Raw genomic sequence first — 12,430 nt, forward strand, 5'->3', positions numbered from 1 at the left:
AATCGGGGTCACACTTTATCGTTTGGATTAAGGGCCGCTGTCAACCGTTGTTGCAGCTTATGACGTAAATTGGCGCTCAGCGCCTGGCGCTCATCGTCGGCGAGGATAAACAGATCCTCCACCCGCTCGCCGATGGTGCTGATGCGCGCGCCGTGCAGCGAGATGCCTAAATCGGCAAAGACCTCTCCTACCTGCGCCAGCAGGCCGGGTCGGTCGAGCGCCACCAGCTCCAGCCAGGTGCGGCGATCGTTGAACGAGCGCAGGAAGCGCACCTCGGTATCGACGTTAAAGTGCTTCAGCTTCGCTGACTGGCGGCGGGTGCGCGGCGGCGTCCAGCTGGTCTGCGCGATCGCCTGCTCCAGCGCCTGGGTGATCATCTGGTGACGATCGGGCGCCAGCGGGCTGCCGTCCGGCTCCAGCACGATAAAAGTATCCATCGCCATGCCGTCGCGGCTGGTAAAGATTTGCGCGTCATGCACGCTGAGATTGCGACGATCCAGCTCGCCCGCTACGGCGGCGAACAGATAAGGACGGTCGGGGCTCCAGATAAAAACTTCCGTGCCGCCGCGCGTCGCCTGCGGGCTGACCAGCACCAGCGGCTTGCTGAGATCGTGATTCATCAGATGACGCGCGTGCCACGCCAGCTGATTCGGCGTATGGCGCAGGAAATAGTCGGCGCGGCAGCGGCTCCAGATTTGATGCAGCGTTTCTTCATTAATATTGTCCATGCGCAGCAGCGCCAACGCCTGCAATCGATGATGGCGCACGCGCTCGCGCAGGTCGGGCGAGTTTTCCATGCCGCGCCGCAGCTGTTTTTCAGTGGCGAAAAAGAGTTCGCGCAACAGGCTCTGCTTCCAGCTGTTCCACAGCGTTTCGTTGGTGGCGCAGATATCCGCCACGGTCAGGCAGACCAGATAGCGCAGGCGGTTTTCATTGTGCATCACCTCGGCGAACTGCTGGATCACCGCTGGGTCCTGAATATCGCGGCGCTGGGCGGTGACCGACATCAGCAGGTGATAGCGCACCAGCCAGGCGATCAGCTGCGCCTCACGCGAATTCAAACCGTGCAGCTCGGCAAACGCCAGCGCGTCCTGCGCGCCGAGAATCGAGTGGTCGCCGTTGCGACCTTTGGCGATATCGTGAAACAGCGCTGCGATAAGCAGCAGCTCCGGCTGCGGCAGGCGCGGCCAGAGTTCGACACAGAGCGGATGGCGCGAACGGGTGGTTTCGCAGGCGAAGCTTTCCAGCTTTTGCAGCACGCGCACGGTATGTTCATCCACCGTGTAGGCGTGAAACAGGTCGAACTGCATCTGCCCGACGATTTTGCTCCACTGCGGCAGATAGGCCGACAGCACGCTGTGACGGTGCATCGGCACCAGCGCCCGGCTCACCGCGCCGGGATGGCGCAGGATAGAGAGGAAGTAGCGGCGCGCCTCCGGCAGGTAGCAGAGCGACTGACGCAGATTGCGGCGCGCATGGCGCAGCTGGCGCAGCGTGGAGGAGTAGATGCCTTTGATATTTTCATTGCGCACCATTACCCAGAACATGCGCATGATCGCTTCCGGCTGGCGGATAAACAGCGCGTCGTCGCGCAGATCGATCAGCGTGCCGCGCAGTTGGAAATCGTCATCAATCGGCACCGGTTTATCGGTCGCCTCCAGCGCCAGAATGGCGTCGTCAAACAGCTGCAACAGCATCTGGTTAAGTTCGCCGATGCGCCGCGTGACGCGAAAGAAATCTTTCATCATGCGTTCGACCGGCTCGTTGCCTTCGCCCTGGTAGTTCAGGCGCTGCGCGACGGTTAGCTGGCGATCGAACAGCAGGCGGTTATCGTAGCGGGGCAGGGTCAGGTGCAGAGAGAAGCGGATGCGCCACAGGAACGTCTGGCACTCGTTCAGCTCGTTGCGCTCCGCCTCGGTGAGAAAGCCGAAACCGACCATCTCATCCAGCGAGGTGGCGCCGAAATGGCGCCGCGCGACCCACAGCAGCGTATGGATATCGCGCAGGCCGCCGGGACTGCTTTTAATATCCGGCTCCAGGTTGTAGCTGGTGCCGTGATAGCGTTTATGGCGCTCCTGCTGCTCGGCGATTTTCGCCGCGTAAAAGCGGTCCGAAGGCCAGAAGCCGTCGCTGAAAATATGCTTTTGCAGTTCCAGAAACAGCGCTACGTCGCCGATCAGCATGCGCGATTCGATCAGATTGGTGGCGACGGTCAGGTCGGCGAGGCCTTCCAGCAGACACTCTTCCAGCGTGCGCACGCTGTGGCCGACCTCCAGCTTCAGGTCCCACAGCAGCGTCAGCAGCTCGCTGGTGCGCGCCGCCGTCGACTCCTCCAGCGGCGTGCGGCTCAGAATCAGCAGGTCGACGTCGGAAAGCGGATGCAGCTCGCCGCGGCCATAGCCGCCTACCGCCACCAACGCGATCTCCGCCACCTCTTCAAAGCCGTAAAAGCGCCACAGGCGGCGCAGCAGTCGATCGATAAACAGCGTGCGGGCGTCAATCAGCGTTTCCACCTCTTCGCCGGCGTCGAAGGCGGCGGCGAGATGCTGTTGAAAACGGTCAAGATGCTGTTTTAGCGTCTCGCGCGTAAGCTGGGCGTCGTCCCACTCCGACGGCGAATCCGCCAGGCCATGTTTTACTTCTTCGGTTACGCCATTGCTCATGGAAAGATTGCTCCGCTTTCGCCATAAAAAAAGCCGGCGGGCAGCCGGCTTTCGCAAATCACATTCAGGCAGGCGCGCGCTGCCCTCAGGCTTCGTTTACCAGCACTGCCGGAATGGTGTCGTCTTTACGCAGGGTAAGAATTTCACAGCCGTTATCTGTCACCACAATAGTGTGTTCATACTGCGCGGACAAGCTGCGATCTTTGGTTTTTACCGTCCAGCCATCTTTCATGCTGCGGATGCGGTAATCGCCCGCGTTGACCATGGGTTCGATGGTGAAGGTCATACCCGGTTGAAGCACGACGCCGCCGTCATCCGCGTCGTAGTGCAGCACCTGCGGCTCTTCATGGAAGCCTTTGCCGATGCCGTGTCCACAATATTCACGCACTACGGAGAAATCCTGCGCCTCGACATACTTCTGAATTTCGCGGCCCAGCGTGCGCAGACGGATGCCCGGCTTCACCATGCGCAGCGCTAAATAGAGGCTCTCCTGCGTGACGCGGCAGAGACGCTCGCCCAGAATGGTCGGTTTGCCGACGATATACATTTTGGACGTGTCGCCGTGATACTCGTCTTTAATGACCGTCACGTCGATATTGACGATGTCGCCGTCTTTCAGCAGCTTATCGTCGCTCGGAATGCCATGACATACTACGTCGTTCACCGAAATGCAGACCGATTTCGGGAAGCCGTGATAGCCCAGGCTGGCAGAAATCGCCTTCTGCGTGTTGACGATATAGTCGTTGCAGATCCGATCGAGTTCGCCGGTGGAAACGCCCGGCTTCACGTGAGGCTCGATCATCTCCAGCACTTCGGCGGCAAGACGGCCCGCCACGCGCATTTTTTCGATTTCTTCTGGGGTTTTAATTGAAATTGCCATTAATTTTATCCGCAGTTGTCGTCATTTTCGACAATAATAGAGCAAGTGGAGCCATGTTAGCAGGTCAGCCTGCGCGCTGCCACTGACCGTTAATCTGCCGACGACGGCGTCGCTTGCCGCTACGAAGGACGGTCAGGGCGATTGGCGCGCGCGGCCGATAAGCGCTAACAAATATTGGCGTCAAATCACGCTTTATGGTATAAAGCGCGCCGACGATTCCATGTAAGGCGAAAGCCCTGCGGGAAACGCATAAATCTCCCGTGTAAATAACACACACATATCGGCACATGCGCCGGGGTGCCTTTCGGGGTCGGTTGCATGGGATATGTGGAGGCCCAACCCCAACTTATTACAGAGGTAATCATGGCAACTGTTTCCATGCGCGACATGCTCAAGGCTGGTGTTCACTTCGGTCACCAGACCCGTTACTGGAACCCGAAAATGAAGCCGTTCATCTTCGGTGCGCGTAACAAAGTTCACATCATCAACCTTGAGAAAACCGTACCGATGTTCAACGACGCTCTGGCGGAACTGAACAAAATCGCTTCCCGTAAAGGTAAGATTCTGTTTGTCGGTACTAAGCGCGCTGCCAGCGAATCAATCAAAGAGGCTGCACTGAGCTGCGACCAGTTCTTCGTCAACCACCGCTGGCTGGGTGGTATGCTGACTAACTGGAAAACCGTTCGTCAGTCCATCAAGCGTCTGAAAGATCTGGAAACTCAGTCTCAGGACGGTACGTTCGACAAGCTGACCAAAAAAGAAGCGCTGATGCGCGCTCGTGAACTGGCCAAGCTGGAAAACAGCCTGGGCGGTATCAAAGACATGGGCGGTCTGCCGGACGCACTGTTTGTGATCGACGCCGATCACGAACACATCGCGATCAAAGAAGCAAATAACCTGGGTATCCCGGTATTTGCTATCGTTGATACCAACTCCGATCCGGATGGCGTTGATTTCGTTATCCCGGGTAACGACGATGCGATCCGTGCTGTTAGCCTGTACCTGACCGCTGTAGCGACTACCATTCGCGAAGGCCGCTCTCAGGATCTGGCTGAGCAGGCAGAAGAAGCTTCTTTAGAGAACGCTTAATAAGGTTTGCTCTGCTACAGAGCCCTTATCATTCAGATATGATCTGTAAGGGGCCGCTTAAGGCCCCTTTATTTTTTTAACCGCCGCCCGGTCCGGCAGCGTCTGACCGGGCGGCGACGCACTCCTGCGAACAGGGGCTGTTGGCCCGCAGCGAATTGCGGGCAGGCAGGCTGGTCGTCCCGGCAATATCGTGGCGGCCGTTTCCCGCGCGAGCGGGAAGAAAAACCGCAGGCAACAGACAACTGAGGAAGAGAGAATGGCTGATATTACCGCTGCTCTGGTAAAAGAACTGCGCGAGCGTACTGGCGCGGGCATGATGGAATGTAAAAAAGCGCTGGTTGAAGCGAATGGCGACATCGAGCTGGCGATTGACAACATGCGTAAGTCTGGTCAGGCGAAAGCGGCGAAGAAATCTGGCCGCGTTGCTGCTGAAGGCGTAATCCTGACTGAAGTCGCTGGCAATGTCGGCGTGATCGTCGAGCTGAACTGCGAAACCGACTTCGTTGCAAAAGACGCAGGCTTCCTGGCTTTCGGTAAAGAAGTTATCGCCGCTGCAACCGCTGAGCGCATCACTGATATCGAAGCGCTGAAAGCGAAATTCGAAGATCAGCGCACCGCGCTGGTAGCGAAAATCGGTGAAAACATCAACATCCGTCGCGTTGCTATCCTGGAAGGCGACGTTGTAGGTTCTTACCTGCACGGCGCGCGTATCGGCGTTCTGGTTTCTGCAACCGGCGCTGATGAAGAGCTGGTTAAACACATCGCTATGCACGTTGCGGCAAGCAAGCCGGAATATGTGAAGCCGGAAGACGTACCGGCTGACGTGGTGGCTCGCGAGCATCAGATCCAGCTGGATATCGCCATGCAGTCCGGTAAACCGCGCGAAATCGCTGAGAAAATGGTTCAGGGCCGTATGAACAAGTTCACCGGCGAAGTTTCCCTGACCGGTCAGCACTTCGTAATGGACCCGAGCAAAACCGTTGGCCAGCTGCTGAAAGAGAAAGGCGCTGACGTCATCAACTTCATCCGCTTCGAAGTGGGTGAGGGCATTGAGAAAGTCGAAAGCGACTTCGCAGCAGAAGTTGCTGCTATGTCCAAGCAGTCTTAATGGTCCCGAAAGAACCGCCAACCGGCGGTTCTTTTTTGTCTGAGTTCGTCAGCATTTTTCAGTCTCATCCCAATAGCTTTCCTTACCGGCTAAGCGGATGATAGATCGGATTTAACTCCTCATTTTCATGATAGCTTCCAGGAAAAACGACCATGGCTACCAATGCAAAACCTGTTTATCAACGTATCCTGCTAAAACTGAGTGGCGAAGCGCTGCAGGGCGCCGAAGGTTTCGGCATCGACGCGAGCGTGCTCGATCGCATGGCTCAGGAAATTAAAGAGCTGGTGGAGCTGGGTATTCAGGTGGGCGTCGTGATTGGTGGAGGCAACCTTTTCCGTGGCGCCGGTCTGGCGCAGGCGGGCATGAATCGCGTCGTGGGCGACCACATGGGCATGCTGGCGACCGTGATGAACGGGCTGGCGATGCGTGATGCGCTACACCGCGCCTATGTGAACGCGCGCCTGATGTCAGCGATTCCGCTGAACGGCGTATGCGACAACTACAGCTGGGCGGAAGCCATCAGCCTGCTGCGCAACAATCGCGTAGTGATCTTCTCCGCCGGCACCGGCAACCCGTTCTTTACGACCGACTCCGCCGCCTGCCTGCGCGGGATCGAAATTGAAGCCGACGTGGTGCTGAAAGCCACCAAAGTCGACGGCGTTTATTCCGCCGATCCGGTTAAGAACCCGGACGCGACCCTGTATGACCAGCTCTCCTATCAGGAAGTGCTGGAACGTGAACTGAAAGTGATGGATCTGGCCGCCTTTACGCTGGCGCGCGACCACCAGCTGCCGATTCGCGTGTTCAATATGAACAAGCCGGGCGCGCTGCGTCGTGTCGTAATGGGTGAAAAAGAAGGCACCCTGATTACGCATTAATATCCGTCACGGCGTAAAATAGGGTATATTCTGTCTGCGCGGCGTTTAGCGCGTCGCGCACCGTTCAGGATTACCGACGAATTTTACCGTTTCCTGACACGTAGCCGTGGCAGGTCAAACAGAATCCAAGGGTTACAACGTGATTAACGACATCAAAAAAGATGCCGATACGCGCATGGAAAAATGCGTTGAGGCGTTCAAAAATAACATCGGCAAAGTACGCACTGGCCGCGCATCACCAGCGCTTCTCGACGGTATCGTAGTAGAATACTACGGTACGCCGACACCGCTGCGCCAGCTGGCCAACGTTACCGTCGAAGACTCACGCACGCTGAAGATCAACGTGTTTGACCGCTCTCTGGGTCCGGCTGTTGAGAAAGCGATCATGTCCTCCGATCTCGGTCTGAATCCGAGCTCCGCCGGCACCGACATTCGCGTGCCGCTGCCGCCATTGACCGAAGAACGTCGTAAAGATCTGATCAAGGTCGTGCGTGGCGAAGCTGAGCAGGGCCGTGTTTCCGTGCGTAACGTCCGTCGCGACGCGAACGACAAAGTGAAAGCGCTGCTGAAAGACAAAGCGATCGGCGAAGATGAAGAACGCCGTGCGCAGGATGAAATTCAGAAAATGACCGACGCGTATATTAAGAAAATCGATGCCGCGCTGGCTGAAAAAGAAACGGAGCTGATGGACTTCTGATTCCATCACGCTTCTGTAAAACGCCGTCCACAGCGTACTGTTATCCAGCCTACGCTGTTTGACGGCGTTTTGCTTTCTCCCCATTATTGGCGCACTGGCGCATTTCTCTGTAGCGCCGTGTCCGAATTTCTACACAGAGCGGCCTCATGAAGCAACTAACCATTCTCGGCTCCACCGGATCGATTGGCACTAATACGCTGGCGGTGGTGGCGGCTAATCCCCAGCAGTTCTCCGTTAAGGCGCTGGTCGCCGGATACAATGTCGATCTGATGACCGAGCAGTGCCTGCGCTTCCATCCCGACTACGCCGCGATGGCTGATGAAGCCTCCGCGCGCCTGCTGCGCCAGCGCCTGCATGAACAGGGCGCAAAAACCGAGGTGCTGTTCGGCGAAGAGGCCGCATGTGAACTGGCGGCGCTGGATGAGGTAGATCAGGTGATGGCGGCGATCGTCGGCGCGGCGGGCCTGCTGCCGACGCTGGCCGCCATTCGCGCCGGCAAAACGGTGCTGCTGGCGAATAAAGAATCCCTTGTCACGTGCGGCCGTTTATTTATGGAGGCGGTGAGCGCCAGCGGCGCGCGTCTGTTGCCTGTCGACAGCGAGCATAATGCCATTTTTCAGAGTTTACCGGCTTCCATCCAGCAACAGTTAGGATACGCTAACCTGCAGGAGAACGGCATTGAGTCGATCATCCTTACGGGATCTGGTGGACCGTTTCGTGACACGCCGCTCCCGGCGTTGGCTACCGTCACGCCGGAGCAGGCATGCGCGCATCCGAACTGGTCGATGGGACGTAAAATCTCCGTTGACTCCGCCACCATGATGAATAAAGGCCTGGAATACATTGAAGCCCGCTGGCTGTTTAATGCAACCGATGCGCAGATGGAAGTGATCCTGCATCCGCAGTCGGTGATTCACTCTATGGTGCGCTACCGCGACGGCAGCGTGCTGGCGCAGCTGGGATCGCCGGATATGCGTACGCCGATCGCGCATACTATGGCCTGGCCGCAGCGGGTCGAAGCGGGCGCCACACCGCTCGATTTTACCCGCATGAAGGCGTTAACCTTCGCCGAACCTGATTTTCATCGCTATCCCTGCCTGAAGCTGGCGATGGATGCGTGCGAGCAGGGGCAGGCGGCGACCACCGCGCTGAATGCGGCAAACGAGATAGCGGTCGCCGCGTTTCTTAACGGGCGGATTCGCTTTACCGATATTGCCGCGCTCAACACCGCCGTTTTGGCATCGCTTCACCATGCTGAGCCACAAAGCGTGGACGCGGTACTGGCGATCGATACTGAGGCGCGACGGGCGGCGCAGGCGCTGTTGCCGCGTTTCTCCGCGGCGGGTTAATTCGCAGTTTTGCGTGGTCGCTATTTGTGAGCCCTGGGGGAAACTGGTATAGTCCCCGGCTCCCGTTTTGCATTTACACACAGCCAGAGCGGTGAACAGAGCCGTGGTCGTCACGGCTTTTTTACGGCCGCACGGGAAATGTATTCAGAAGCCGCTGTATTTCTGATGAAAGGAAATGAATACGCGTTATGTCGTCCGAAACTCAAATAACAACCGATGACCAGCAGCGGATACGCCCGCGTCATGTGGCCATCATCATGGATGGCAACGGCCGCTGGGCGAAAAATCAGGGCAAACTTCGTGTCTCTGGTCATAAAGCGGGAGTGAAATCGGTGCGTCGCGCCGTAAGCTTTGCCGTCAGCAATAAACTGGAAGCACTCACGCTTTATGCCTTCAGTAGCGAGAACTGGTCCCGTCCGCCCCAGGAAGTGGTGGCGCTGATGGAGCTGTTTGTCTGGGCGCTGGATAGCGAAGTAAAAAGCCTGCACAAACACAATGTTCGCTTAAGAATTATTGGCGATATCAGCCGTTTTAATTCACGCTTACAGGAGCGTATTCGCCGCGCCGAGGAACTTACTCAACAAAATAATGGATTAACCCTCAACATTGCCGCGAATTATGGCGGCCGTTGGGATATTATTCACGGCGTACGACAGATAGCCGAGCAGGTGCAGGAAGGGTTGCTCCGTCCTGACCAGATCGAGGAAACTACGCTGTCCGGATTTCTCTGTATGCATGATTTGGCACCGGTGGATCTGGTAATAAGGACCGGGGGGGAACATCGCATCAGTAACTTCCTGCTGTGGCAAATCGCCTACGCGGAGTTTTACTTTACCGATGTTCTCTGGCCTGATTTTGACGAACAAGTTTTTGAAGGTGCAATGAATGCTTTCTCACATCGTGAGCGTCGATTTGGCGGCGCAGCACCTGGCGGCGCCTGAGCGCCCTGGGGGTAACCTTTGCTGAAGTCGCGTCTGATTACAGCGTTCATCTTAATTCCTTTGGTGATCGCTGCGCTTTTCTGGTTACCGCCCTCCGGGTTCGCCATCGCCACGCTTGTGGTATGCATGCTGGCCGCATGGGAATGGGGCCAGCTTGCCGGCTTCACTTCCCGTCTTCAACGCATCTGGCTGGCCGTGCTTTGCGGCCTGCTGCTTGCCCTGATGCTTTTCACGCTTCCTCCTTATCAATATGCCGTGCAGCTGCCGCAGTTCAGCGGTTCGCTATGGACTGCGCTCGGCTGGTGGATTGTCGCGCTGCTGCTGGTATTGTCCTATCCCGGTTCCGCCAGCTTTTGGCGGCAATCGCGCGCGTTGCGCCTGCTGTTCGGCGTGCTGACTATCGTGCCGTTTTTCTTCGGCATGGTGGCGCTGCGTCAGTATCACTACACCGCTGACCATTTCGCCGGCGCCTGGTGGCTGCTGTACGTGATGGTGTTGGTCTGGGGCGCTGACTCCGGGGCTTATATGTTCGGCCGTCTGTTCGGTAAGCATAAGCTGGCACCGAAAGTGTCGCCGGGCAAAACCTGGGAAGGCTTTTTCGGCGGGCTGGTCACTGCCGCGCTGATCGCCTGGCTGTTCGGCCTGTGGGCGCCGCTCAGCGTTGCGCCGGCCACGCTGCTGATCAGCTCCATTATCGCTACGCTGGCTTCCGTGCTGGGTGATCTGACGGAAAGCATGTTCAAGCGCGAAGCGGGCATCAAAGACAGCGGGCATCTGATCCCCGGCCACGGCGGCATTCTCGATCGTATCGACAGCCTGACCGCTGCGGTGCCGGTCTTCGCCTGTTTACTGCTGCTGGTGTTCAGGACGCTGTAAGGACAAGACGCTATGCTGAGCTTTATCTGGAGTCTTGCCGCCTTTATCGTTGCGTTGGGCGTGCTGATCACCGTGCATGAATTCGGCCACTTCTGGGTGGCGCGCCGTTGCGGGATTAAAGTCGAGCGCTTTTCCGTCGGCTTCGGCAAGGCGCTATGGCGCCGCCGCGACCGGCTCGGCACCGAGTACGTCATCGCGCTGATTCCGCTCGGCGGCTACGTCAAAATGCTGGATGAGCGGGTAGAGAGCGTCGCGCCGGAACTGCGTCATCAGGCCTTCAACAATAAAACGGTGCTGCAGCGCGCGGCAGTCATCGCCGCCGGCCCCGTCGCCAACTTCCTCTTCGCCATTTTCGCCTACTGGCTGGTGTTTATTCACGGCGTCCCCGGCGTGCGTCCGGTAATTGGCGAAATCCTGAGCGATTCGGTGGCGGCGGAAGCGCAAATTTCGCCCGGAATGGAACTTAAAGCTGTAGATGGCATCGAAACGCCTGACTGGGATGCCGTGCGCATGGCGTTGGTAGGTAAGATCGGCGACACCGACGTTACCCTGACGCTGTCGCCTTTCGGTTCATCGCAGCGTGTGGAAAAACGGGTCGATTTGCGTAACTGGCATTTTGAGCCGGACAAGCAGGACCCTGTGTCGGCGTTGGGCATCGCGCCGCGCGGGCCGGAGATTGAAACGGTACTGGCGGATGTACAGACGAACTCGCCTGCCAGCACGGCAGGTTTGCAAGCTGGCGACAGGATCGTTAAAGTCGATGGGCAACCGCTGACGGCATGGCGGGATTTCGTTAACCTGGTGCGGGAAAGTCCGGCCAAAGCCATCGCGCTGGATGTCGAGCGCCAGGGTGAGATCGTCAGCCTGACGCTGACGCCGACCGCGAAAGGCGCGGAAGGGTTTGCCGGCGTCGTGCCGCGCGTGCTGCCGCTGCCGGAAGAGTATAAAACGGTGCGGCAGTATGGTCCGTTCGCTGCCATTGGCGAGGCCGGGGAGAAAACCTGGCAGCTGATGAAGCTGACGGTCGGCATGCTTGGCAAATTGGTCACCGGCGATGTTAAGCTGAACAACCTGAGCGGGCCGATTTCTATCGCGCAGGGCGCCGGGATGTCAGCAGAGTATGGGATGATTTATTACCTGATGTTTCTTGCGCTTATCAGCGTGAATCTCGGTATTATCAATTTGTTCCCGTTACCGGTATTAGATGGTGGGCATCTGCTTTTTCTGGCGATTGAAAAAATCAAAGGAAAACCGGTGTCCGAGCGAGTTCAGGACTTCAGTTATCGCATCGGCTCGATTTTGCTGGTGCTGTTAATGGGGCTTGCACTATTCAATGATTTCTCTCGCCTGTGATGACCGGAACGTTGTCCAGGCTGGGACGTGTTAGGAAGAACGCATAACAACGATGGCGATGAAAAAGTTGCTCATAGCGTCGCTGCTGTTCAGCAGCGCCACCGTTTACGGTGCAGACGGGTTCGTAGTGAAGGACATTCATTTCGAAGGACTGCAGCGAGTCGCTGTCGGTGCGGCTCTGCTCAGCATGCCGGTGCGTGTTGGTGATACGGTAGATGATGAAGATATCAGTAATACCATTCGCGCCCTGTTTGCTACCGGGAACTTCGAAGATGTTCAGGTCCTGCGCGACGGCGCCACGCTGATTGTTCAGGTCAAAGAGCGTCCCACCATTGCCAGCATCACTTTCTCCGGCAACAAGGCGGTGAAAGATGACATGCTCAAACAGAATCTCGAAGCGTCCGGCGTGCGCGTCGGCGAAGCGCTGGATCGCACGACTATCTCCAGTATTGAAAAAGGGCTGGAAGATTTCTACTACAGCGTCGGCAAATACAGCGCCAGCGTAAAAGCGGTAGTGACGCCGCTGCCGCGCAACCGCGTCGATTTGAAACTGGTCTTTACCGAAGGCGTTTCGGCGAAAATCCAGCAGATCAATG

Annotated in this window: 11 protein-coding genes; 9 read left to right on the forward strand and 2 right to left on the reverse strand. The window is 57.4% G+C overall.

The window, feature by feature from the left end; genetic code table 11:
- Positions 1-8: 8 nt before the first annotated feature.
- Positions 9-2,663, reverse strand: a complete 2,655-nt coding sequence (gene glnD / locus MYY08_RS16035; RefSeq protein ID WP_038628071.1) for a bifunctional uridylyltransferase/uridylyl-removing protein GlnD — start codon at positions 2,661-2,663, stop codon at positions 9-11.
- Between the two features lie 85 nt (positions 2,664-2,748).
- Positions 2,749-3,543: a type I methionyl aminopeptidase gene (gene map / locus MYY08_RS16040; protein ID WP_038628069.1), complete on the reverse strand. Its 795-nt coding sequence runs from the start codon at positions 3,541-3,543 to the stop codon at positions 2,749-2,751.
- Positions 3,544-3,906: 363 nt separating this feature from the next.
- Between map and rpsB the strand changes: the two genes are divergently transcribed.
- The 9 genes from rpsB to MYY08_RS16085 form a co-directional block, all read left to right on the forward strand.
- Positions 3,907-4,632 carry a 30S ribosomal protein S2 gene (gene rpsB / locus MYY08_RS16045; RefSeq protein ID WP_038628067.1) on the forward strand — a complete coding sequence of 242 codons (726 nt, stop codon included), beginning with the start codon at positions 3,907-3,909 and terminating at the stop codon, positions 4,630-4,632.
- A gap of 256 nt (positions 4,633-4,888) precedes the next feature.
- Positions 4,889-5,740: a translation elongation factor Ts gene (tsf, locus tag MYY08_RS16050; RefSeq protein WP_038628065.1), complete on the forward strand. Its 852-nt coding sequence runs from the start codon at positions 4,889-4,891 to the stop codon at positions 5,738-5,740.
- 152 nt (positions 5,741-5,892) lie between these two features.
- A complete protein-coding gene (gene pyrH / locus MYY08_RS16055) occupies positions 5,893-6,618 on the forward strand; it encodes a UMP kinase (RefSeq protein WP_038628061.1) in 726 nt (241 codons plus the stop codon).
- Positions 6,619-6,757: 139 nt separating this feature from the next.
- Positions 6,758-7,315 carry a ribosome recycling factor gene (gene frr / locus MYY08_RS16060; RefSeq protein ID WP_038628058.1) on the forward strand — a complete coding sequence of 186 codons (558 nt, stop codon included), beginning with the start codon at positions 6,758-6,760 and terminating at the stop codon, positions 7,313-7,315.
- A gap of 146 nt (positions 7,316-7,461) precedes the next feature.
- On the forward strand, positions 7,462-8,664 hold the full coding sequence (gene ispC / locus MYY08_RS16065; protein WP_038628055.1) for a 1-deoxy-D-xylulose-5-phosphate reductoisomerase: 1,203 nt from the start codon (positions 7,462-7,464) through the stop codon (positions 8,662-8,664).
- 188 nt (positions 8,665-8,852) lie between these two features.
- On the forward strand, positions 8,853-9,605 hold the full coding sequence (gene ispU / locus MYY08_RS16070) for a (2E,6E)-farnesyl-diphosphate-specific ditrans,polycis-undecaprenyl-diphosphate synthase (protein ID WP_038628054.1): 753 nt from the start codon (positions 8,853-8,855) through the stop codon (positions 9,603-9,605).
- An 18-nt stretch (positions 9,606-9,623) separates the two neighbouring features.
- Positions 9,624-10,481 (forward strand): phosphatidate cytidylyltransferase, encoded by an 858-nt coding sequence (cdsA, locus tag MYY08_RS16075; RefSeq protein ID WP_288014912.1) that lies wholly within the window; start codon positions 9,624-9,626, stop codon positions 10,479-10,481.
- 12 nt (positions 10,482-10,493) lie between these two features.
- Positions 10,494-11,834 carry a sigma E protease regulator RseP gene (gene rseP, locus MYY08_RS16080; protein ID WP_038628050.1) on the forward strand — a complete coding sequence of 447 codons (1,341 nt, stop codon included), beginning with the start codon at positions 10,494-10,496 and terminating at the stop codon, positions 11,832-11,834.
- 52 nt (positions 11,835-11,886) lie between these two features.
- A partial coding sequence (locus tag MYY08_RS16085; RefSeq protein ID WP_288014914.1) for a POTRA domain-containing protein occupies positions 11,887-12,430 on the forward strand: 544 nt, incomplete at its 3' end.

The organism is Mixta sp. (assembly GCF_024610815.1).
Classification (GTDB): domain Bacteria; phylum Pseudomonadota; class Gammaproteobacteria; order Enterobacterales; family Enterobacteriaceae; genus Mixta; species Mixta calida.